This window comes from Streptomyces sp. NPDC026417, from assembly GCF_055567695.1.
In genome coordinates this window covers 96,732-117,975 of sequence record NZ_JBVHPY010000014.1, presented here as the reverse complement: position 1 = coordinate 117,975, position 21,244 = coordinate 96,732, and the positions used below count along the sequence as shown (strand labels likewise).

Annotated in this window: 20 protein-coding genes; 8 read left to right on the top strand and 12 right to left on the bottom strand. The window is 72.4% G+C overall.

Annotated features, from left to right (window positions below):
* Positions 1-106 precede the first annotated feature (106 nt).
* The 7 genes from ACZ4NT_RS22450 to ACZ4NT_RS22420 form a co-directional block, all read right to left on the bottom strand.
* Entirely contained in the window at positions 107-883 is a 777-nt protein-coding gene (locus tag ACZ4NT_RS22450) for an ABC transporter ATP-binding protein (RefSeq protein ID WP_121407253.1), read from the bottom strand.
* A complete protein-coding gene (locus ACZ4NT_RS22445; protein WP_121407252.1) occupies positions 876-1,805 on the bottom strand; it encodes an ABC transporter permease in 930 nt (309 codons plus the stop codon). The genes ACZ4NT_RS22450 and ACZ4NT_RS22445 overlap by 8 nt, the downstream gene beginning before the upstream one ends.
* Before the next feature lie 98 nt (positions 1,806-1,903).
* Positions 1,904-2,788 carry a glycosyltransferase gene (locus tag ACZ4NT_RS22440; protein WP_121407251.1) on the bottom strand — a complete coding sequence of 295 codons (885 nt, stop codon included), beginning with the start codon at positions 2,786-2,788 and terminating at the stop codon, positions 1,904-1,906.
* Positions 2,785-3,564 (bottom strand): CDP-alcohol phosphatidyltransferase family protein, encoded by a 780-nt coding sequence (locus ACZ4NT_RS22435; RefSeq protein ID WP_121407579.1) that lies wholly within the window; start codon positions 3,562-3,564, stop codon positions 2,785-2,787. The genes ACZ4NT_RS22440 and ACZ4NT_RS22435 overlap by 4 nt, the downstream gene beginning before the upstream one ends.
* Positions 3,542-4,603, bottom strand: coding sequence for an iron-containing alcohol dehydrogenase family protein (locus ACZ4NT_RS22430; RefSeq protein ID WP_121407250.1), 1,062 nt, complete (start codon positions 4,601-4,603; stop codon positions 3,542-3,544). Before ACZ4NT_RS22430 ends, ACZ4NT_RS22435 begins: the two co-directional genes overlap by 23 nt.
* Complete coding sequence (locus ACZ4NT_RS22425) at positions 4,591-5,343, bottom strand: phosphocholine cytidylyltransferase family protein (protein WP_046913553.1); 753 nt, start codon at positions 5,341-5,343, stop codon at positions 4,591-4,593. The genes ACZ4NT_RS22430 and ACZ4NT_RS22425 overlap by 13 nt, the downstream gene beginning before the upstream one ends.
* On the bottom strand, positions 5,340-7,139 hold the full coding sequence (locus ACZ4NT_RS22420; RefSeq protein WP_467727278.1) for a DUF5941 domain-containing protein: 1,800 nt from the start codon (positions 7,137-7,139) through the stop codon (positions 5,340-5,342). Before ACZ4NT_RS22420 ends, ACZ4NT_RS22425 begins: the two co-directional genes overlap by 4 nt.
* 363 nt (positions 7,140-7,502) lie before the next feature.
* On the opposite strand from ACZ4NT_RS22420, the gene galE reads away from it, so the two are divergent.
* The 3 genes from galE (at position 7,503) to idi (ending at position 10,410) form a co-directional block, all read left to right on the top strand.
* Positions 7,503-8,483, top strand: coding sequence for a UDP-glucose 4-epimerase GalE (gene galE, locus ACZ4NT_RS22415; protein ID WP_467727146.1), 981 nt, complete (start codon positions 7,503-7,505; stop codon positions 8,481-8,483).
* A 137-nt stretch (positions 8,484-8,620) separates the two neighbouring features.
* A complete protein-coding gene (locus ACZ4NT_RS22410; protein ID WP_467727145.1) occupies positions 8,621-9,559 on the top strand; it encodes a cation diffusion facilitator family transporter in 939 nt (312 codons plus the stop codon).
* 257 nt (positions 9,560-9,816) lie between these two features.
* Positions 9,817-10,410 carry an isopentenyl-diphosphate Delta-isomerase gene (gene idi, locus ACZ4NT_RS22405; protein ID WP_121407246.1) on the top strand — a complete coding sequence of 198 codons (594 nt, stop codon included), beginning with the start codon at positions 9,817-9,819 and terminating at the stop codon, positions 10,408-10,410.
* A 3-nt stretch (positions 10,411-10,413) separates the two neighbouring features.
* Here the strand turns inward: idi and ACZ4NT_RS22400 are convergent, their stop codons facing one another.
* Positions 10,414-10,923, bottom strand: coding sequence for an ATP-binding protein (locus ACZ4NT_RS22400; RefSeq protein WP_121407578.1), 510 nt, complete (start codon positions 10,921-10,923; stop codon positions 10,414-10,416).
* 339 nt (positions 10,924-11,262) lie between these two features.
* Between ACZ4NT_RS22400 and ACZ4NT_RS22395 the strand changes: the two genes are divergently transcribed.
* On the top strand, positions 11,263-12,015 hold the full coding sequence (locus tag ACZ4NT_RS22395; protein ID WP_121407245.1) for an enoyl-CoA hydratase-related protein: 753 nt from the start codon (positions 11,263-11,265) through the stop codon (positions 12,013-12,015).
* A gap of 38 nt (positions 12,016-12,053) precedes the next feature.
* On the opposite strand, the gene ACZ4NT_RS22390 is transcribed toward ACZ4NT_RS22395, so the two are convergent.
* Together ACZ4NT_RS22390 and ACZ4NT_RS22385 are read right to left on the bottom strand one after the other, a co-directional pair.
* Positions 12,054-12,689 carry a DJ-1/PfpI family protein gene (locus ACZ4NT_RS22390; RefSeq protein ID WP_467727143.1) on the bottom strand — a complete coding sequence of 212 codons (636 nt, stop codon included), beginning with the start codon at positions 12,687-12,689 and terminating at the stop codon, positions 12,054-12,056.
* Between the two features lie 11 nt (positions 12,690-12,700).
* Positions 12,701-13,642 (bottom strand): GlxA family transcriptional regulator, encoded by a 942-nt coding sequence (locus tag ACZ4NT_RS22385; protein ID WP_467727141.1) that lies wholly within the window; start codon positions 13,640-13,642, stop codon positions 12,701-12,703.
* 113 nt (positions 13,643-13,755) lie between these two features.
* Here ACZ4NT_RS22385 and ACZ4NT_RS22380 point away from each other — a divergent pair, with 113 nt between their 5' ends.
* The 3 genes from ACZ4NT_RS22380 (at position 13,756) to ACZ4NT_RS22370 (ending at position 17,391) form a co-directional block, all read left to right on the top strand.
* Entirely contained in the window at positions 13,756-14,622 is an 867-nt protein-coding gene (locus tag ACZ4NT_RS22380; RefSeq protein ID WP_121407242.1) for an SCO6745 family protein, read from the top strand.
* Positions 14,623-14,694: 72 nt separating this feature from the next.
* Entirely contained in the window at positions 14,695-14,826 is a 132-nt protein-coding gene (locus ACZ4NT_RS22375; RefSeq protein ID WP_467727139.1) for an LPFR motif small protein, read from the top strand.
* A gap of 165 nt (positions 14,827-14,991) precedes the next feature.
* Positions 14,992-17,391 (top strand): Tex family protein, encoded by a 2,400-nt coding sequence (locus ACZ4NT_RS22370; protein ID WP_467727137.1) that lies wholly within the window; start codon positions 14,992-14,994, stop codon positions 17,389-17,391.
* A 73-nt stretch (positions 17,392-17,464) separates the two neighbouring features.
* On the opposite strand, the gene ACZ4NT_RS22365 is transcribed toward ACZ4NT_RS22370, so the two are convergent.
* Positions 17,465-19,105: an ABC-F family ATP-binding cassette domain-containing protein gene (locus tag ACZ4NT_RS22365; protein WP_467727135.1), complete on the bottom strand. Its 1,641-nt coding sequence runs from the start codon at positions 19,103-19,105 to the stop codon at positions 17,465-17,467.
* 96 nt (positions 19,106-19,201) lie between these two features.
* A complete protein-coding gene (locus ACZ4NT_RS22360; protein WP_121407239.1) occupies positions 19,202-20,221 on the bottom strand; it encodes an oxidoreductase in 1,020 nt (339 codons plus the stop codon).
* Positions 20,222-20,287: 66 nt separating this feature from the next.
* On the opposite strand from ACZ4NT_RS22360, the gene ACZ4NT_RS22355 reads away from it, so the two are divergent.
* Positions 20,288-21,244 carry an FAD-dependent oxidoreductase gene (locus ACZ4NT_RS22355; RefSeq protein WP_467727132.1) on the top strand — a complete coding sequence of 319 codons (957 nt, stop codon included), beginning with the start codon at positions 20,288-20,290 and terminating at the stop codon, positions 21,242-21,244.

Below are 21,244 nucleotides of genomic sequence, written 5' to 3'. Positions count from 1 at the left end.
CCCCCTGCCCGTCAGGACACCGCCGGCGGCGCCGCGGTTGCACGGCAGAACCCCGCCGGAGACGCTCCGGCGGGGTTCTGTCATGTGCAGATGAAAAGGGGACGGACTACTTCCCGGTGAACTTCTCGTACTCCTTGAGGACCTCTTCGGTCGGCCCGTCCATCCGCAGTTCGCCGCGCTCCAGCCACAGCACGCGGTCGCAGGTGTCGCGGATCGACTTGTTGTTGTGGCTGACCAGGAACACCGTGCCCGCGTGCTTGCGCAGCTCCCGGATGCGCGCCTCGGACCGCTTCTGGAACTTGCGGTCGCCGGTGGCCAGCGCCTCGTCGATCATCAGGACGTCGTGGTCCTTGGCGGCGGCGATGGAGAACCGCAGCCGGGCGGCCATGCCGGAGGAGTAGGTGCGCATCGGCAGGGTGATGAAGTCGCCCTTCTCGTTGATGCCCGAGAAGTCGACGATCTCCTGGTACCGCTCGCGGATCTGTTCCCGGGACATGCCCATCGCGAGCCCGCCCAGGATGACGTTGCGCTCGCCGGTCAGGTCGTTCATCAGCGCCGCGTTCACCCCGAGGAGCGAGGGCTGGCCGTCGGTGTAGACCTTGCCCTTCTCGGCGGGCAGCAGTCCGGCGATGGCGCGCAGCAGGGTGGACTTGCCGGAGCCGTTGGAGCCGATCAGGCCGATGGCCTCGCCGCGGTACGCCGTGAAGGAGACGCCCCGGACGGCGTGCACCTTGCGGACCCCGCGCTCCTCGCCGCGCTTGACGATACGGCTGAGGGCGGCGGTGGCACTGCCCTTGCCGGTCTTGGCGCCGTTCACCCGGTAGACGATGTGCAGCTCGTCCGCGATGACGGTGGGGATGTGGGAGTCGGTTCTCTCAGCCACGGCCGTACCTCTCTTCCGCCTTCCAGAAGTACACGAAACCGCCGACGGCGACGAGGACGGCCCAGCCGCAGGCCACGGCCCAGACGTGCGGGGGGAGGTTGTCGGAGCCGTACCCGTCGATGAGCGCGAAGCGCATCAGGTCCATGTAGATGGCGGCCGGGTTCCACTGGAGGACGTCGGCGATCCAGGCGGGCTTGTCCTTCAGCATCTCCGGGATGGAGAACATGACGCCGGACGCGTACATCCACGTCCGCATCACGAAGGGCATGAGCTGGGCGAGGTCCGGGGTCTTCGAGCCCAGCCGCGCCATGATCATCGCGAGGCCGGTGTTGAAGAGGAACTGCAGGGCGAGGATCGGGAGGATCAGCAGCCAGGACAGCTGCGGGTAGCTGCCGAAGCCGACCGCCACCAGGAACAGCACGATCATCGAGAAGAGCAGCTGCTGGAGCTGCTGCAGCGAGAACGAGACGGGCAGCGCGGCGCGCGGGAAGTGCAGCGCGCGCACCAGGCCGAGGTTGCCGGAGATGGCGCGGACACCGGCCATCACCGAGCTCTGGGTGAAGGTGAAGACGAAGACACCCGTCACCAGGAACGGGATGTAGACCTCGCGGGACATCCCGCGGTCGGCCTCCAGGATCAGGCCGAAGATCAGGAAGTACACGAGCGCGTTCAGCAGCGGGGTCGCCACCTGCCACAGCTGGCCGAGCTTGGCCTGGCTGTACTGGGCGGTGAGCTTCGCCTGCGAGAACGCGAGGATGAAGTGACGGCGTCCCCAGAGCTGGCCGACGTACTCGGCGAGCCCGGGCCTGGCACCGCTCACCGCGAGCCCGTACTTGGCGGCCAGCTCGCCCGCGGAGAGCCCGTCGTCGGGCGACGGCCGGTCGCTCACCGCGACGGTGCCGTCATGCGTTGTCTCACTCACAAGTGGAAACTTTCGTCCTCAAAAGTACGCAGCCTGGTCGGGACCGGTCGGAAGCCAGGGACCGGGGTACGGCCGAATGCTCTCAGATATCGAGCTTGTCAGATGACGGGAGGTCGGCCCAGTCGGGTCAGCCGCCACACCGTACGCCACTTCATGGGGCGGCGGGGCCCGCACGGGCTGGTCCAGCCCTCCTTGAAACCGCCGAACCACGCCTTGAGCGCCGGTCCCGAGGGACGCCGGGCCAGCGTCAGGAGCATCCACACCCCGAGGTAGACCGGGACGAGGAGAGCGGGCAGGTTGCGGCGGGCCAGCCAGACCCGGTTGCGGGCCACCATGCGGTGATAGACCGCGTGCCGGGAGGGCGCGGTCGTGGGGTGGAACAGCACCATGTCGGACCGGTAGTCGATCATCCAGCCCGCGTCGAGGGCCCGCCATGCCAGGTCGGTTTCCTCGTGGGCGTAGAAGAATTCCTCCGGAAGCCCGCCGACTTCGGCCAGCACCTTCGTACGGACGGCGTTGGCGCCGCCGAGGAAGGTGGTGACGCGCGAGCTGCGCATCGGGTCGGCGGCCCGCAGCCGGGGCACGTGCCGGCGCTGGGTCTCGCCGGTCTCCGGGTCGGCGATCCGGAAGCTGACGATGCCGAGGCGCGGGTCGGCAGCGAAGGCCTGGCGGCAGAGTTCGGCGGTGTCGTGCCGGGCCAGCAGCCCGTCGTCGTCCAGGAAGAGCAGGACGTCGACGTCGGTGCCGCCCGGGCCGAAGGCCTCGATGCCGACGTTGCGGCCGCCGGGGATGCCGAGGTTCTCGGGCAGTTCGACCGTGCGGACGCCCGCGGGGACGTCCGGGACGGGCGAGCCGTTGCCGACCACGACGACCTCGACCGGGTCGCCGTCCTGCTTGGCGACCGAGTCGAGGAGGGCGCGGAGTTCGTCGGGGCGGTTGCCCATCGTGATGATGACCGCGCCGACCTTCATGGACGTGCTCACTTCAGCCTGCTCGACGCGAGGATGGACACCAGGTGCAGCAGCGTCTGCAGGATCGCGATGCCCGCGAGCACGGCGACGCCGAGCCGCGAGAAGAACAGGTCGCCCCGAACGGTGTCGAGGACGGCCAGGACCAGGATCAGCAGGGACGCCTCGACTCCGAGGACGAGCCGGTGGAACTTCAGCGCGGCGGCGGCCTTGCGGGCCAGTGCCATGCCGGAGGAGCGCGGCTCGGAGGCCGACTCCTGGACCGGGGGCTTGCCCGTCTGGTGCCGGGCCACGCCCACCAGGTCGGTCTCGGCCTTGATCAGAATGGCGCCGAGGGCGGCCAGGGTGCCGAGGAAGGCCCACAGCCAGTCGATCCGCCCGGTGCCCCACAGGTCGGCGGCGCGCAGGCCGAAGCCGACCAGCACCGCCGCGTCGCACAGGTAGGCGCCGACGCGGTCCACATAGACCCCGGCGATCGAGAACTGCTTGCGCCAGCGGGCGATCTCGCCGTCGACGCAGTCGAACAGCAGGTACAGCTGGACCATCAGGACGCCGAGGACGGCGCCCGGTATCCCCGGCACCAGCAGGGCCGGGGCGGCGAGGACGCCGAAGACGGTCATGAGGTAGGTCAGCTGGTTGGGCGTGACCCGGGTGTTCACCAGGTGCCGGTCGATGCGCAGCGAGATCTCGCGCATGTAGAGCCGGCCGGCCCAGTGTTCGCCGCTCCGCCGGTCCTTGACACCCGGGGGGTGCACGACCGGGCGGAGCTCAGCTACCGATGGCTTTTGCATAGTCGGCGTATGCGTCCCTGATCTGGTCGGTGGTCAGGTCGAGGTGTTCGAGGATGGTGTAGCGGCCGGGGCGGGTCTGCGGGGCGAACTCCACGACCCGGACGAACTCGTCCGCGGTGAAACCGATCTCCTCCGGCGTCACCGGCAGCCCGTGCCGGCGCAGCACCTCGGCCATGTACGCGGACTCCTCGCGGGCACCGCGCAGGTGCATCGCGAAGGCCGCGCCCAGTCCGCACTGCTCGCCGTGGCTCGCGGCGCGCTTGGGGAAGAGCAGGTCGAAGCCGTGGTTGATCTCGTGGCAGGCGCCGGAGGCCGGGCGGGAGTCGCCCGCGACCGACATGGAGATGCCGGTGAGGACCAGCCCCTCCGCCAGCACCTGGAGGAACGCGTCGTCGCCGACGCCGCCCGGGTGCCGCAGCACGGCCTCGCCGGCCTGGCGTGCCATCGCGGCCGCGAGGCCGTCGATCTGCTCGCCCTTCTCACGGTGCGCCAGCTCCCAGTCCGCCACCGCGGAGATGTTGGACAGGGCGTCGCCGATGCCGGAGCGCACGAAGCGGACCGGTGCCTCGCGGATCACGTCGAGGTCGATGACGACGGCGATCGGGTTGGGCACACCGTAGGAACCGCGGCCCGCGTCGTTGTCGAGCGTCGCGACCGGCGAGCACAGACCGTCGTGCGAGAGGTTCGTGGCGACGGCGACCAGCGGGAGGCCGATGCGTGCCGCGGCGAACTTCGCGCAGTCGATGATCTTGCCTCCGCCCAGGCCCACGACCGCGTCGTAGTGCCCGGACTTCATCGCGTCCGCGAGTTTGATCGCGTCGTCCAGCGTGCCGCCGTCGACCTCGTACCAGGTCGCGCCGGGCAGCGCCGGGGCGAGCCGCTCGCGCAGCTTCGCCCCGGAGCCGCCGCTGATCGCCACGGCGAGCTTGCCGCTGTGCGAGATGCGCTGGTCGGCGAGGACACCCGCCAGGTCGTCCAGGGCACCCGGACGGATGTCGACGACGACCGGCGAGGGGATGAGCCTCGTCAGTACTGGCACGCGATCTCACGTCCCTTGGCGAGGTCGTCGTGGTTGTCGATCTCGACCCACTTGACGTCACCGATGGGCGCGACGTCGATGCGGAAGCCGCGGTTGACGAGCTCCTGGTAGCCGTGCTCGTAGAACTGCTGGGGGTCGGTCTCGAAGACCGTCTTCAGCGCGTCCGCGAGCTCGTCGGCCGCCTCGCCCTCGATGAGGGTGACGCCGATGTACTCACCGGTGGCCTCGGCCGGGTCCATCAGCTTGGTGATCTTCGTCATGCCGCCCTCGGGGCCGACGACGACCTTCATCTCCTCGTCGGCGAGGGACTTCACCGTGTCGAGGGCCAGGATGATCTTCTTGCCGTCGCCGCGGGCGGCGAGGAGGGTCTTCTCGACGGAGACCGGGTGCACGGTGTCGCCGTTGGCGAGGATCACCGAGTGCTTGATGGCGTCACGGCCGCACCAGAGGGAGTAGGCGTTGTTCCACTCCTCGGCCTTGTCGTTGTCGATCAGAGTGATCTTGACGCCGTACTTCTGCTCCAGCGCCTCGCGGCGCTCGTAGACGGCCTCCTTGCGGTACCCGACGATGATCGCGACCTCGGTCAGGCCGATCTCGGCGAAGTTGCCGAGGGTCAGGTCCAGGACGGTGAGGCTGTCCTCGTTCCCCTCGGGGCCGACCGGCACCAGAGCCTTGGGCAGGGTGTCGGTGTAGGGGCGAAGACGCCGTCCGGCGCCGGCCGCCAGCACGAGGCCGATCATGCGGGTTCTCCTTCATCGTGTACGGCGGGTGCATGGGAGGACACCCAGAAGCGGATGCTCTCGAGGAGCACCACGAGTGCCACGACCACGGCGAGAACCGTGAGCGCGACCTTGAAATCTGTGGCGGCGAGCAGCGCGGCCAGGACGGTGACCAGCAGCGTCCTGCCTTCGTGTCCGCCGATCGCCCGCACCAGCCAGTGCGGCGGCGCGCCGGCGTTGCCGCGGATGCGGTACACCGTGTCGTAGTGATGGTAGGCGACCGCGGCCACCAGCCCGAAAGCCGCCGGAAGGGCGCCGTTCACGTCGGCCTTGGCCGCCAGTACCAGCACCGTGCCGTATTCGGCCGCGCGGAAGAACGGCGGAACCAGCCAGTCCAGCGCGCCTTTGAGAGGCCGCCGGAGGGCCACCGGGGAGAGCAGGACGTAGACGGCGGCGCCGAGCACGGGCCACCAGCTGCCGTACGGGGCCAGTGTGGCGCAGACCACCACGACGACCGTGGCGGCGAGGGCGACGACCGCCGGGGCGGGGGCCGGGACCCGGCGGGTGAAGCGGGTCAGCAGCTCGGCGAGCGGGCCGGAATCCGTCAGGTCGGCGAGGGCCTGGGCGGCCCGGTCGGTGCGCTGCGCCTTGCGCGTCAGGGACCTGAGGACGCGGCCGGCGGTGGTGTACGTCGCCGCGAACGCGCAGCCGGCGAGCAGGGCGTAGAAGGTGATGCGGGGCGTGGTCAGCGCCGTCAGGACGGCGATCATGGCCCAGCGCTCACCGATGGGCAGGACGATCATGCGGCGCAGCCAGACCGTCCAGCCGACGCTGTCGAGCTTGTCGGAGAGGGCGGCGGTGGGGCTGGTGTTGGCGGTGGCGTCGTGGTTGGCCTCGTTGAACGAGAAGTCGACCACGTGCCGGCAGGTCTGCAGCACCATCGCGCCGAGGGCGAGCGCCCAGACGTCGTCGCCGCCGCGGGCCGCTCCGAGCGCGAGGCCCGCGTAGTAGGCGTACTCCTTGGCGCGGTCGAAGGTCGCGTCGAGCCAGGCGCCGAGCGTGGAGTACTGCAGGGAGTAGCGGGCGAGCTGCCCGTCCGTGCAGTCGAGCACGAAGGAGAAGAGGAGGAGCAGGCCCGCGGCGACGTAGCCCGCGCGGCTGCCGGTGGCGGCACAGCCCGCCGCGATCAGCGCGGTGACCAGCGAGGCGGTCGTGACCTGGTTCGGGGTCAGGCCGCGACGGGCGCACCAGCGGGCGATGTAGCGCGAGTACGGGCTGATGAAGTGGGTGGTGAAGAACCCGTCCCGGGACTTCACGGCGGTGCGCAGCCGTACCGCCTCGTCGTCCACGGCGGACACGGCCTGCCGCGCCTCGTTGCGGGTCTGCGGGTCGGCGGGCACGACGGCGACGAGCGTGCCGAGTTCGGGCCGGTGCACCGGGACGGCGTCCGCGTCCAGGGCGGCGGCGATCCGGTCGGCGAGGTCGTCGATGACCACGGTGGCTCCGCCGCCGGCGGCGGAGCTCTCCCGGGCCACCGCGCGCGTCAGTGCCTGGCGGGCGCCGGGCTGCACGGTGACCGCGCCGGGCAGCGCGGCGGCCGGGAAGCGGGGGTCGGTGAGGCCGAGGCGCAGCGCGTGGACGTGGCCCACGAAGCGGGCGTCGACGATCGCGACCCGCTGCCCCGCGGGCACCTGGGCGAGGAGCGTCTCGGCGTCACCGGCGTCCGAGGCGATCCGCACGTCGAAACCGAGCGTCCGCAGATCGCCCTCGAGCGACGATCCGGGGACCGGCTGGCCGGTGAGGATGGCGGTCGACAGACGAACTCACTCCCTGGGTGCCGACGCGTCCGCGCCGGGCATGTGCGTGGTGGGATGGCCCTGCCTGAGGCGGCGGGCGGCATGTCGGCAGAGGCTATCGGATGGATGGAAGCGGGCGTTCACCGCCCGTTCACGGCCCGATCAACCCGGTCTGAGCGGCCGCCTCGCCGCGATCATCATCGGTGATCCGGGGCCCGCGCCACAAACCGCGGCCCCAGACCGGCGCATTCACGGCATCGCGCGCGGTCCCCGCCGCACCGGGGCGCACCGGGGCGCACCGGCACGCGGCGGACGGACCGCGGTCGGGCCCGCGGGGCGGGGGCCCGGCGGCAGCGGCACCGGACCGGCATAGGGTGGGCGTCCATGACATGGCTGATCACAGGCGGGGCTGGATACATCGGGGCGCACGTGACGCGTGCGATGGCGGCGGCCGGGGAGCGCGTGGTCGTGCTCGACGACCTCTCCGCCGGGGTGCGGGGGCGGCTGCCCGAGGACATCCCGCTGGTGCAGGGTTCGTCGCTGGACGGGGAGCTGCTGAAGCGGGTCCTCGCCGAGCACGCGGTGACCGGTGTGGTGCATCTCGCGGCGCGCAAGCAGGTCGGTGAGTCCGTGGCGCAGCCGACGCGCTACTACCAGGAGAACGTGGGCGGTCTCGCGACGCTTCTGGACGCGGCCGCCGGGGCGGGTGTCCGGAGCTTCCTCTTCTCCTCGTCCGCCGCCGTCTACGGCAATCCGGATGTGGACCTCATCACCGAGGACACCCCCTGTGCCCCGATGAGCCCGTACGGCGAGACGAAGCTCGCCGGGGAGTGGCTGGTGCGGGCGGCCGGCCGGGCGCACGGCATGTCGACCGTGTGCCTGCGCTACTTCAACGTGGCGGGGGCGGCGGCTCCCGCGCTGGCCGACACCGGTGTCTTCAACGTGATCCCGATGGTCTTCGACCGGCTCACCCGCGGCGAGTCCCCCCGGATCTTCGGCGACGACTATCCGACGCCGGACGGCACCTGTGTCCGCGACTACATCCACGTCGCCGACCTCGCGGACGCGCACCTGGCGGCGGCCCGGCGGCTCGCGGGCGGTGCGGCAGGCGACCTGACCGTCAACATCGGTCGCGGCGAGGGCGTCTCGGTGCGTGAACTCCTGACGCTGGTCGCGGAGATCAGCGGCGACACCCGGCCCGCGCTGGTCGAGCCGCGCCGCCCGGGCGACGCCCCGCGCGCGGTCGCCTCGGCGGCGCTGGCCGAGCGGGAACTGGGCTGGAGCGCACGGCGCGACGTACGCGAGATGGTCGAGTCGGCCTGGCGGGGTTGGCAGGTGCACCGGCCCGCGAGCACCGGCGCCTGACCGGCTCGGCGCACCCTGACCTGCGGATCGTTTCTGCAGGTCAGGCCACATGACAACGGTGTTCAGTGCCGCGTTGCCCGGTACCCCCTGCCCGTAGTTCACTGGCACTCCGGGGCAGATCACGGGAGGCGGCTTTCATGGGGGCAGGGCACGACCACGGACACGCGCACGGTGTCCCGCCCACGGGTACCGCCGCGGCGGCCTACCGCGGGAGGCTCCGGGTCGCCCTGTGCATCACGCTCACCGTCATGGTGGTGGAGATCGTCGGCGGGACGCTCGCCGACTCCCTCGCGCTGATCGCGGACGCGGCCCACATGGCGACGGACGCGCTCGGGCTGGGCATGGCGCTGCTCGCCATCCACTTCGCCAATCTGCCGCCGAGCGGGAACCGCACGTACGGGCTGGCGCGCGCGGAGATCCTCGCCGCGCTCGCCAACTGCCTGCTGCTGCTCGGCGTGGGCGGCTACGTCCTGTACGAGGCCGTGCAGCGCTTCGTGACGCCCGCGGACACCGAGGGCGGGCTGACCGTCGTGTTCGGCCTGATCGGTCTGGTCGCGAACATGATCTCGCTGACCCTCCTGATGCGGGGCCAGAAGGAGAGCCTCAACGTGCGGGGCGCCTTCCTGGAGGTCGCCGCGGACGCGCTGGGCTCGCTCGCGGTGCTGATCTCGGCGACCGTCATCCTGACGACCGGCTGGCAGGCCGCCGACCCGATCGCCTCGCTCGTCATCGGCCTGATGATCGTCCCGCGCACCTGGAGGCTGCTGCGCGAGACCCTGAACGTGCTGCTGGAGGCGGCACCCAAGGGGGTCGACATCGCGGAGGTACGGGCCCACATCCTGGCGCTGTCCGGGGTCGAGGACGTCCACGACCTGCACGCCTGGACCATCACGTCCGGCATGCCGGTCCTCTCGGCCCACGTGGTCGTCAGCAGCGACGCCCTCAACGCCATCGGGCACGAGAAGATGCTCCACGAGCTCCAGGGGTGCCTCGGCGACCACTTCGACGTGGAGCACTGCACCTTCCAGCTGGAGCCCATCGGGCACGCCGAGCACGAGGCGCGGCTCTGCCACTGACGCCCCACGGGTGCGGGTGCGGGAGGTGAAGGGTCGAACACACGACGCCCCCGGCCGCCCACGGTTCCCCGTCGGCGGCACCGGGCACGATCAGGTATCCGGCCGCTTCGGCGTCCGGCCCGCCGCCGGCCGCCCGTCGCCGCGCCGCGGGCTCCGCCCGGGGGACGTGCGGGGGACATGCGGGGACGCCGCGAGTGCCCGGAGTGCCGGTTTCGTACGGCAGACTTGGGGTTCGAAGACCGATGCGAAGGATGGGTATGCCGATCACACCTGCCACCGCGACGCACAGTTCGTCGAACGGCACCGCTGAAGCGATCTTGCTCGAACTGGTCGACGAGGACGGGGCGACGATCGGCACGGCGGAGAAGCTCGCCGCGCACCAGCCGCCCGGGCAGCTGCACCGGGCGTTCTCCGTCTTCCTCTTCGACGAGCGCGGCCGGCTGCTGCTCCAGCAGCGGGCCCTCGGCAAGTACCACTCCCCCGGTGTGTGGTCCAACACCTGCTGCGGCCACCCGTACCCGGGCGAGGCCCCCTTCGCGGCCGCGGCCCGGCGGACGCACGAGGAGCTCGGGGTGTCCCCGTCGCTGCTCGGCGAGGCCGGCACGGTCCGCTACAACCACCCGGACCCGGAGTCCGGTCTGGTGGAGCAGGAGTACAACCACCTCTTCGTCGGGCTGGTCCAGTCCCCGCTGCGCCCGGACCCGGAGGAGGTCGGTTCGACCGCGTTCGTGACCGCCGAGGAGCTGGCGGAGCGGCATGCGAAGGAGCCGTTCTCGGCGTGGTTCATGACGGTCCTCGACGCGGCGCGTCCGGCGGTGCGGGAACTCACGGGGCCGTCCGCCGGCTGGTGAGACTCACTGCACGGTGACCGGCTTCAGGGGCAGGGCGGCCCAGATCACCTTGCCGCCGCTCGCCGTGTGCTCGACGTCGCAGACCCCGCCCGCCTCCTTGGTGACCTCCCGCACGAGCAGCAGACCGCGGCCGCCGGTCTGCGCGTGGTCGGCCTCCAGGGCGGTCGGGCGGTAGGGGTGGTTGTCCTCCACGGAGACCCGCACCCACTCGGCGCCGACGGCGACCTCGACGGCGAGCGTGGGCGAGAGCAGCGCCGCGTGCCGCACCGCGTTGGTGACCAGCTCGGAGACGATCAGCAGCAGCCCCTGGACCAGGTCCTCCGAGACGGGCACACCCTGACGGACCAGCAGATCACGGACGGCATGACGGGCCTGCGGCACCGAGGCGTCCACGGCGGGAGCGGTGAACCGCCACACCCCCTCGTACGGCAGCGGGCCCGGGGGTCTCCGGTCGGAAGGCACGTCCTCGCCGCCCTCCGGGCGTGAGTCGGACCCCCGCCCACCGTTCTCCATCGTCCGGTCGCCACCCTCGCGCTCGATTGTCACCACACGTCGAGTGTTGATAACGCGCTGGTCCGTACCGGATGACTGAACACAAGTCAGCGGGTATCGACAGCTTCTGACCGTTCGTGTCCGATTTCGACATGCCGGGGACTGTTCCTGTCGCAGCAGTGCCGCCTTCGGGAACTATTCGGGTTGTACGGGTTCACCGCCGGTCTCGTCCCATTCGTACCCTCCGCCCGCCGCACCTCGGCGCCCGCCCGGTCCGGCGGTGCACGGGTCCCGGACGGCCGGGGCGGAGGCGTACCCCTTCTTGATCGATTGAGAGACGGTCCGGATAGCATCCGGCGCATGGAGCCCCAGCTGCTGCACGCGGTCGCCGATCAGGTGGCCACCGTCGTCATCCACCACCCCGCCAAGCGCAACGCGATGACGGCCGGGATGTGGCGGGCCCTGCCGCCGCTGCTCGACGCGCTGGCCGCCGACCCGGCCGTGCGCGCCCTGGTGCTGACGGGCGAGGGCGGGACGTTCTGCGCCGGGGCCGACATCTCCACGCTGCGGGGTTCGCCGGCGGAGGCGCAGGGACTGGCCGTGCGCGCGGAGGAGGCGCTCGCGGCGTTCCCGAAGCCCACGCTCGCGGCGGTGCGCGGCCACTGCGTGGGTGGCGGCTCCCAGCTCGCGGCGGCCTGCGACCTGCGGTTCGCCGAGGAGGGGTCGCTGTTCGGGGTGACGCCGGCGAAGCTCGGGCTCGTCTACCCGGCCTCCTCCACCCGGCGACTGGTGTCCCTGGTGGGCCCGGCCACCGCCAAGTACCTCCTGTTCTCCGGTGAGTTGATCGACGCGGAGCGGGCGCTGCGCACCGGGCTGCTGGACGAGGTGCTGCCGGAGGGCGGACTCGGCAAGCGGGTCGCGGAGTTCACCCGGGTGCTGGCCGCGCGCTCGCAGCTGACCCAGGCGGCGGCGAAAGAGTTCGCGGACGGGCGCACCGACCGTGACGCGTACTGGTCCGGCCGGGCGCTGGAAAGCGGCGACACCGAGGAGGGGGTCGCCGCCTTCCTGGAGCGCAGGCAGCCGCGGTTCACCTGGACCGTGGACGGGGCCTGACGGCGCCGTCCGGACCCGGGTGATCCGAGCGACACCGCCTAGTCGAGCTTGAAGCGGCTGTTCCTGCGGAACTCCTCGACCAGGTGGGCCGGAGCCTTCCGCGGGGATCCCGCGTCGTACGGCGGCTGCGGGTCGTACTCCGTGAACAGCTGCACGGCCCGGGCGTGTTCGTCGCCGGCGATCCGGCCGACCAGGGTCAGCCCCATGTCGATGCCGGAGGAGACTCCGGCCGCCGTGACGTACTTGCCGTCCGTGACGACCCGCTCCTCCGTCGCTTCGGCGCCGTAGTGGGCGAGGAAGTCCAGGGCCAGCCAGTGGGAGGTGGCGCGCCGCCCCCGGAGCAGCCCGGCGGCGGCGAGCAGCAGGGAGCCGGTGCAGACGGACGTCGTCCAGGTACTCGTCGCGTCCGCGGTGCGCAGCCAGTCCAGGAGGGCCCCGTTCTCCATCTGGGCCCACTGCCCCGGACCGCCCGGGACCACGACGATGTCCGGGGCCGGGACGTCGGCGAGGGTCCGGTCGGCGGTGAGTGCCAGATTGCCGGTCTCGTTGCGGACGGGGCCCGTCCGCTCGGCCACGAAGACGGTCTCCGCGCCGGGCAGGCGGCCGAGGGTCTCGTAGGGGCCGACGGCGTCGAGGGCGGTGAAGCGGTCGTAGAGGACCAGGGCGATCTGCATGGGGTTCCCCCTCAGTGGACGGGTACGGGTCGGAAGCGTCGCCGGTACTCGGCGGGTGCCGAGCCGAGCGCCCTGACGAAGGCCCGGCGCATCGCCTCCGGAGTGCCGTAGCCGCAGGCACGGGAGATCTCCTCGACCCCGTCCGCGGTGTCCTCCAGAAGGCGCCGGGCGTGTTCGAGCCGGGTCCGTTCGACGAACCGGCCGGGTGTCACTCCGGTCTCGGTCCGGAAGGCACGGGCGAAGTGCCGGGGCGAGAGCCGGGCGCGGGCGGCCAGCGACTCGACGCTCAGGTCGCCGCCGGGATGCTCGGTGATCCACTGCTGGACCTCGCGCAGGGGCGCACGCTGAGCGGTCTGCGCGGCCAGCTGGGCGCTGAACTGGGCCTGGTTGCCCGGGCGGCGCAGGAAGACGACCAGCCCCCGGGCCACCCCCAGAGCGGTCTCCCGGCCGAGGTCCTCCTCGACGAGCGCGAGCGCCAGGTCGATGCCCGCGGTGACGCCGGCCGAGGTGGCGACGTGGCCGTCCCGGACGTAGATGGGATCGGCCGCCACGTCGACGGCCGGGTGGTCGCGGGCGAGCTTGTCGCAGAACGCCCAGTGGGTCGTCGCGCGGCGGCCGTCCAGCAGTCCGGCGCCGGCGAGCAGGAGCGCGCCCGTGCAGACCGAGACCAGCCGCTCGGCGCGCGGTGCGTGCCCGCGCAGCCAGTCGAGGAGGGCGGGAGCGGGGCCCCGGGTGCCCGGACCTCCCGGGACGAGCAGGGTGTGCGGCGCGGGGGCGTCGGCGAGCGCGTGGTCCGGCACCAGGGTCAGACCGCTGGAGGTGCGCACGGGAGCGCCGTCCAGGGAGGCGGTGACGATGCGGTACGCGTCCCCGGCCGCCGCGAACACCTCCACGGGGCCACTGACGTCGAGACTCTGCACGTCGTCGAAGAGGACGACCAGAACGGTGCGCATGCCTTCGATTTTCGGCGCGGTGCGGAGTGTCCGCAATGACGGGCACCCCACCTTTCCTGCCATGAGAGGCCCGGCGGTTCCTCACGTACCGACCAGTCGGTAATGTGCCGGGCATGACCTCAGCCTTGCCGGAGCGCGCCGGACGGCGCTGCCACAACGTCCTGAACCCGCTCCACTCGACGCACTACTTCTCCCCGGACCTGGGCCGGGAGCTGGCCGCGATCGGGATCACCGACGAGCGGGGCGCCTACTTCGCCGTGCGGTCCGCGGCGATGGGCGCCGTCGGCCCGGGGACGGTCACCGCGACCTTCTACAACTTCCGCCACGCGCTCGTGGCGAAGCATGTGCCCGCGGTCTGGCGGGCCGCGTCCCCGGAGGCGGTCCTCGCGGCACGCGCCCGTGCCGTCGACACGACGCTGCGGCGGCTGCTCGGCGAGGAGCTGATCGCCTCCAAGGAGGTGGCCGAGGCCGCCGAGCTGGCCCTGCGGGCCGCGGAGGCGTGCACCAGCACCGCACGCCCCCTGTACGCCGCGCACGCCGACCTGCCGGTGCCCGAAGCACCGCATCTGGCGCTCTGGCACGCGGCGACCCTGCTGCGCGAGCACCGCGGCGACGGTCACCTCGCCGTCCTGCTCGCCGCGGAGCTCGACCCGGTCGAGGCGCTCGTCAGCCACACCGCGACCGGCAAGGGCATGGCCCCGCGGTGGGCCCTGGGGACGCGGGGCTGGTCCCGGGACGACTGGGAGGCGGCGGCGTCGAGGCTGCGCGACCGCGGGCTGCTCGACGCGGAGGGCGAGCTGACCGAGGCCGGCACGGACCTGCGGCAGCGCATCGAGGCCGACACCGACCGGCTGGACCTGGCCCCCTACGCGCACCTGGGCGCGGCGGGCGTGGAGCGGCTCACCGAGCTGGCCAAGGGGGTGCTGATGACGGCTCTGGCGAACGGGGCGTTCCCCGAAGGCATGATCGGCAAGGACTGAGGTACTCGTATGTCACCCGGCCTCGTCGAGATTGACGGGAGTCCATGTGCCGGGAGACGAAAGGGGAAGCGCGTGTTTCGTGCGATCGCAGACGTGTTGCGGCAGATCGGTGGAGCCATTGCCACGGTGGTGACCCTGCCGTTCCGGGCGGTGGCCCGGTTGTTCGGCGGCGCCTCGCGCTCCGGCGGGGCACGCAGGGCCTGAGCGCCACCCGGGCCGCACGGCCCGTTCACGATCCTCGTACCGGGAGCCGGACGCGTCAGACCGCGTCCGGCTCCCGGCGCGCTGCGGGGCCGCCCTGATCCCCCGCTGTCGGTGTCACCTGCCACAATTGCCGCGCAACCCCAGTGGAGAAGGCGGTACGGGATCGTGACGACACCCCTCGTAGGGTCCATCGAAGGCAGGATCGCCGAGGAACTCGGCGTACGGGAGCGGCAGGTCAAGGCCGCGGTCGACTTGCTCGACGGCGGCTCGACGGTGCCCTTCATCGCCCGCTACCGCAAGGAAGCGACCGAGATGCTCGACGATGCGCAGCTGCGCACGCTCGAGGAGCGGCTGCGCTATCTGCGGGAGCTCGAGGACCGGCGCTCCGCGATCCTCGACTCGGTGCGCGAGCAGGGCAGGCTCACCGAGGAGCTCGAGGCGCGGATCCGCGGCGCCGAGACGAAGGCGCGCCTGGAGGACATCTACCTGCCCTTCAAGCCGAAGCGGCGCACCAAGGCCCGGATCGCCCGTGAGGCGGGGCTGGAGCCGCTGGCCGACGGGCTGCTCGGCGACCCGTCGGTCGAACCGCTCGCCGCCGCCGCGGCCTTCGTCGACGCCGGCAAGGGGGTCGCGGACGCGCAGGCCGCGCTGGACGGCGCGCGGGCCATCCTCACCGAGCGCTTCTCGGAGGATGCCGACCTGATCGGCGAGCTGCGTGAGCGCATGTGGGTGCGCGGCCGGCTGGTCGCCAGGGTCCGGGAGGGCAAGGAGGAGGCCGGCGCCAAGTTCGCGGACTACTTCGACTTCGCCGAGCCCTTCACCAAGCTCCCTTCGCACCGCGTCCTCGCCATGCTGCGCGGCGAGAAGGAGGAGGTGCTGGACCTCGTCCTGGAGCCGGAGGAGCCCTCGGAGCGGCCCGGACCGTCGTCGTACGAGGGGATCGTCGCCCACCGCTTCGGAATCGCCGACCGCGGCCGCCCCGGTGACAAGTGGCTGACGGACACGGTCCGCTGGGCCTGGCGGACCCGTCTGCTCGTCCACCTCGGCATCGATCTGCGGCTGCGGCTGCGCACGGCCGCCGAGGACGAGGCCGTCAACGTGTTCGCGGCGAACCTGCGGGACCTGCTGCTCGCCGCCCCCGCGGGCACCCGGGCGACGCTGGGGCTCGACCCCGGTTTCCGTACGGGCGTCAAGGTGGCCGTGGTCGACGCCACCGGCAAGGTCGTCGCCACGGACGTCATCCATCCGCACGTCCCGGCGAACAGGTGGGACGAGGCCGTCGCCAAGCTCGCCCGACTGGCCAAGGAGCACGCGGTCGAGCTCGTCTCCATCGGCAACGGCACGGCCTCCCGCGAGACCGACAAGCTCGCCGGTGAACTCATCGCGAAGCACCCGGAGTTGAACCTCACCAAGGTGATGGTCTCCGAGGCGGGCGCGTCCGTGTACTCGGCGTCCGCGTTCGCCTCGCAGGAGCTTCCCGGCATGGACGTGTCCCTGCGCGGCGCCGTCTCCATCGCCCGCCGGCTCCAGGACCCGCTGGCGGAACTGGTGAAGATCGACCCCAAGTCGATCGGCGTCGGGCAGTACCAGCACGACCTGTCCGAGGTGAAGCTGTCGCGCTCGCTGGACGCGGTGGTCGAGGACTGCGTGAACGGCGTGGGCGTCGACGTGAACACGGCCTCCGCGCCGCTGCTCTCCCGGGTCTCCGGCATCACCTCGGGCCTCGCCGAGAACATCGTGGCCCACCGCGACGCGAACGGCCCGTTCCGCTCCCGCAGGGCGCTGAAGGACGTGGCCCGGCTCGGCCCCAAGGCGTATGAGCAGTGCGCTGGCTTCCTGCGCATCCGTGGCGGCGACGACCCGCTGGACGCGTCGAGCGTGCACCCGGAGGCGTACCCGGTGGTGCGCCGGATGGTGAAGACGGCGGGCGACGGCGTCGCGTCCCTGATCGGCAACACGGGCGTGCTGCGCTCCCTGAGGCCGGCCGACTTCGTGGACGACACGTTCGGTCTGCCGACCGTGACGGACATCCTGAAGGAACTGGAGAAGCCGGGGCGCGACCCGCGGCCCGCCTTCAAGACGGCCACCTTCAAGGAGGGCGTCGAGAAGCTCTCCGACCTGTCCTCGGGGATGGTGCTGGAGGGCGTCGTCACGAATGTCGCGGCCTTCGGCGCCTTCGTCGACGTGGGCGTCCACCAGGACGGTCTGGTCCATGTGTCCGCGATGTCCAAGACGTTCGTCAAGGATCCGCGCGATGTCGTGAAGCCCGGAGACATCGTCAAGGTGAAGGTCCTCGACGTCGACCTCCCGCGCAAGCGGATCGCGCTGACGCTGCGGCTGGACGACGAGGCGGCGCCCCAGGGCGAGCAGCAGGACGGCGGGCGTCCCCAGCGGGCGGGCCGACCGCCGCAGCAGCGTCAGCAACGTCAGCAGCAGCCGCGCCAGGGCCGCGGGAGCGGCGGAGGCGGCGGAGGCGGGTCGCGTCAGGCGCCGGCACCCGGCAACAGCGCGATGGCGGACGCCCTGCGGCGTGCGGGGCTGGTGGATCCCAAGCGGGGCCGCTGACGGCGGGTGCCGTCCGGGGCCGGGTCACGCGCGGTGGCCCGGCCCGGCCGTCCCGGCTGTCCGTGAGGCCCGCTCAGCGCTCGGTGACCTTGCCGTCGGCCACTTCGAGCCGACGGGTCGTGCTGACCGCGTTCAGCATGCGGCGGTCGTGGGTGACCAGGAGCAGCGTGCCCTCGTAGGAGTCGAGGGCCGACTCCAGCTGCTCGATGGCGGGCAGGTCCAGGTGGTTCGTCGGTTCGTCCAGGACCAGCAGGTTCACCCCGCGGCCCTGGAGCAGCGCCAGCGCGGAGCGGGTGCGCTCGCCGGGCGAGAGGGATGCCGCCGGGCGCAGCACGTGGTGCGACTTGAGACCGAACTTGGCCAGCAGGGTGCGCACTTCGGCCGGTTCGGTGTCCGGGACGGTCGCGCTGAAGGCGTCGAGCAGGGACTCCGAGCCGTGGAACAGCTTGCGGGCCTGGTCGACCTCGCCGACCACGACGCCGGAGCCGAGGGCGGCGTGGCCCGCGTCCAGCGGGACCCGGCCCAGCAGGGCACCGAGCAGCGTCGACTTGCCCGCGCCGTTCGCGCCGGTGACCGCGACCCGGTCCGCCCAGTCGATCTGGAGGGTCGCCGGCCCGAACGTGAAGCCCCCGCGCCGCACTTCGGCGTCCCGCAGCGTCGCGACGACCGCACCCGAACGGGGCGCCGACGCGATCTCCATCCGCAGCTCCCACTCCTTGCGGGGCTCGTCGACGGTGTCCAGCCGCTCGATCATGCGCTGGGTCTGCCGGGCCTTCGCGGCCTGCTTCTCGCTGGCCTCGCTGCGGAACTTGCGGCCGATCTTGTCGTTGTCGTTGCCCGCCTTGCGGCGGGCGTTCTTGACGCCCTTGTCCATCCAGGAGCGCTGCATCTGGGCGCGGCCTTCGAGCGCGGACCGCTTGTCGGCGTACTCCTCGTAGTCCTCGCGGGCGTGCCGGCGGGCGGTCTCGCGCTCCTCCAGGTAGGCCTCGTATCCGCCGCCGTAGAGGGTGATCTCCTGCTGTGCCAGGTCGAGTTCCAGCACCTTGGTGACGGTGCGGGTGAGGAACTCGCGGTCGTGGCTGACGACGACGGTCCCGGCGCGCAGCTGTCCGACGAAGCGTTCCAGCCGCTCCAGTCCGTCCAGGTCGAGGTCGTTCGTGGGCTCGTCGAGCAGGAAGACGTCGTAGCGGGAGAGGAGCAGGGAGGCGAGACCCGCGCGGGCGGCCTGGCCGCCGGACAGGGAGGTCATCGGCTGGTCGAGGCCGACGCCGAGCCCGAGGGAGTCGGCGACCTCCTCGGCCCGCTCGTCCAGGTCGGCGCCGCCGAGTCCCAGCCAGTGCTCCAGGCTGTCCGCGTACGCGTCGTCGGCGCCGGGTGTTCCGTCCACGAGTCCCTGGGTGGCCTCGTCCATCACCCGCTGCGCCTCGGCCACGCCCGTCCGGCGTGCCAGGAACTCCCGCACGGTCTCGCCGGGCCGCCGCTCCGGCTCCTGGGGCAGGTGTCCGACGGAGGCGGTCGGCGGGGACAGCCGCAGCTCGCCCTCCTCCGGGGTGAGGAGCCCGGCGAGCAGCCGCAGCAGGGTGGACTTGCCTGCGCCGTTGGCACCGACGAGCCCGATCACGTCGCCGGGTGCGACGACGAGGTCGAGCCCGGAGAAGAGGGAGCGGTCCCCGTGTCCGGCGGCGAGGTTCTTGGCGACGAGAGTGGCAGTCATCAGACCGCCGATCCTACTGGCCCCGCCCTCCCGGACCCGCCCCGGTTTTCCGGGCGCCGCGACCGGCCCGGAAACCCGCGGCCGGTCGCGGTCCCGTCAAGGGGCCATCGCCTCCACCAGCACGCTTCCGGGCGTGCGCGCGACGAGGAAGGACCGTCCCCGCACCGCCGCGGCGTCCAGCGGGAGCCGGTGGTGGCCCGCCTCCAGGACGCCGTCGAAGACCTCGTGCGTGCGGGTGCGGTACAGCCGGTCCAGCCGGTGGGCGGTGAGCCGGACGCGGCACGCGGAGGTGACCTCGATGCCCGCCTCGCCGCCGGCGGCGGCCAGCCCGACGAGGCGGCGGTGCTCGGGGGGACTGCGGTCGAGGGCGCCCTCGATCTGGGCGACCAGGAGCGGGACGATCGGTGCGAGCCCGTCCACATAGGCGACGTCGGCGCCCGCCCGCTCGAAGGACCGGCGCACGGCGGCGCGCTCCGGCTCGCCCACCGCGCGGCCGAAGGCCACCGCGCCGTACCGGCGCAGCTCGTCGGCGGTGACGTCGGAGGCATCGTGCGTGATGTCGGCGCCGATGCCGATGGCGCGCAGGGCGGCGGCGAGCCTGGCGAGGACGGCGACGCGGGCACCGATCAGCAGGACCCGGCGGCTCGCCGTGGACCCGCCGTCGAGCAGGGTGCTCAGGGCGTTCCGGTACTCGGTGCCGCGGAAGCGGAACGGACCGATGCCGTGGTAGCCGTTCCGCTCCAGGTCCACGTGCCCGCCGGTCTGCCAGGCGAAGTCGCGCCACACGTAGTCGTCGCCGGCGCGCTCGATGACCGCGGTGACGGCGCCGCACTCGATGCCGCGGCACTCGGGGCAGCCGTAGACGACATGGCGGCCGCCGTCCAGCGGCGCCTCGTCCTCCAGCAGGAGTCCCCGCACCTGGGCGCCGAGGAGCGCGGGCGGCACGTCGGAGGCGAGCGGGGAGACGGCGTCGAGGTCGGTGAGCCGGAACATCAGCGGACGCCCGTCGACGATGAAGTCGACGAAGTCCCGGTGGACCTGCACGTCACCGCCTGCGAGGACTTCACCGGCACGCATCGCCGGTGCCAGGCCGAAGGTCGCGTACTCGGCAGACATGCTGTGAGTATCCCCAGAGCGACGGCGCGGTGAGCACGGCATGACATATTCCGCTAGCGTCCCCGCGTGACGAGAGCCCCGAGCGGTGACGTGGTCGTGGTCGGCAGCGGCGTGATCGGGCTGACGACCGCGGTGGTGCTGGCCGAGAGCGGGCGCCGGGTCCGGGTGTGGACGCGGGACCCCGCCGGGCTGACCACCTCGGCCGTTGCCGGCGCCCTGTGGTGGCCGTACCGCGTCGAACCGGCGGCGCTCGCCCGCGCCTGGGCCCTGCGGTCGCTGTCCGTGTACACCGAGCTCGCGGCGCGACCCGAGGAGACCGGCGTACGCATGGTCGAGGGCGTACTGGGCGAGACCGGACTGGACGCACGGGACCCGTGGACCGCCCGGGTGCCGGGGCTGCGGGCGGCGACGGCCGAGGAGTACCCGGGCCCGGCGCTGTGGGCGCGGCTGCCGCTCCTCGACATGCCGGTGCATCTGCGGTGGCTCACCGAGCGCCTGCTGAGGACCGGCGGGACGGTCGAGAAGCGCACGGTCACGGACCTCGCGGAAGCGGCGGCCGCGGCGCCGGTCGTCGTCAACTGCACGGGGATCGGCGCCCGTGCCCTCGTGCCGGACCCCGCGGTCCGGCCGGTGCGCGGGCAGTTGGTGATCGTCGAGAACCCGGGCCTGCGCACGTACGTCGTGTCGACCGGCGCGGCGGCCGGGACGACCACGTATCTCTTCCCGCAGCCGGACCGGCTGGTCCTGGGCGGCACGACCGACGAGGACGACTGGTCGCTCACCCCGGATCCGGCGGTGGCCGAGCGGATCGTCGAGCGGTGCACACGGCTGCGTCCGGAGATCGCCGGGGCTCGTGTCCTCGGCCATCGCGTGGGCCTGCGGCCGGTCCGCGACGCCGTGCGGCTGGAGCGTGAGGAACTGCCCGGCGGACGGCTGCTGGTGCACAACTACGGTCACGGCGGCGCGGGCGCCACCGTGGCCTGGGGGTGTGCACGGGAGGCGGCCGGGCTCGCCTCCCGCTGA

Excerpts from the sequence above, each read along its gene's own strand:
- ACZ4NT_RS22435 (WP_121407579.1), bottom strand. The coding sequence starts at position 3,564 with ATGCAAAAGCCATCGGTAGCTGAGCTCCGCCCGGTCGTGCACCCCCCG.
- ACZ4NT_RS22425 (WP_046913553.1), bottom strand. The coding sequence starts at position 5,343 with ATGATCGGCCTCGTGCTGGCGGCCGGCGCCGGACGGCGTCTTCGCCCC.
- galE (WP_467727146.1), top strand. The coding sequence starts at position 7,503 with ATGACATGGCTGATCACAGGCGGGGCTGGATACATCGGGGCGCACGTG.
- ACZ4NT_RS22410 (WP_467727145.1), top strand. The coding sequence starts at position 8,621 with ATGGGGGCAGGGCACGACCACGGACACGCGCACGGTGTCCCGCCCACG.
- idi (WP_121407246.1), top strand. The coding sequence starts at position 9,817 with ATGCCGATCACACCTGCCACCGCGACGCACAGTTCGTCGAACGGCACC.
- ACZ4NT_RS22400 (WP_121407578.1), bottom strand. The coding sequence starts at position 10,923 with ATGGAGAACGGTGGGCGGGGGTCCGACTCACGCCCGGAGGGCGGCGAG.
- ACZ4NT_RS22395 (WP_121407245.1), top strand. The coding sequence starts at position 11,263 with ATGGAGCCCCAGCTGCTGCACGCGGTCGCCGATCAGGTGGCCACCGTC.
- ACZ4NT_RS22390 (WP_467727143.1), bottom strand. The coding sequence starts at position 12,689 with ATGCAGATCGCCCTGGTCCTCTACGACCGCTTCACCGCCCTCGACGCC.
- ACZ4NT_RS22385 (WP_467727141.1), bottom strand. The coding sequence starts at position 13,642 with ATGCGCACCGTTCTGGTCGTCCTCTTCGACGACGTGCAGAGTCTCGAC.
- ACZ4NT_RS22380 (WP_121407242.1), top strand. The coding sequence starts at position 13,756 with ATGACCTCAGCCTTGCCGGAGCGCGCCGGACGGCGCTGCCACAACGTC.
- ACZ4NT_RS22365 (WP_467727135.1), bottom strand. The coding sequence starts at position 19,105 with ATGACTGCCACTCTCGTCGCCAAGAACCTCGCCGCCGGACACGGGGAC.
- ACZ4NT_RS22360 (WP_121407239.1), bottom strand. The coding sequence starts at position 20,221 with ATGTCTGCCGAGTACGCGACCTTCGGCCTGGCACCGGCGATGCGTGCC.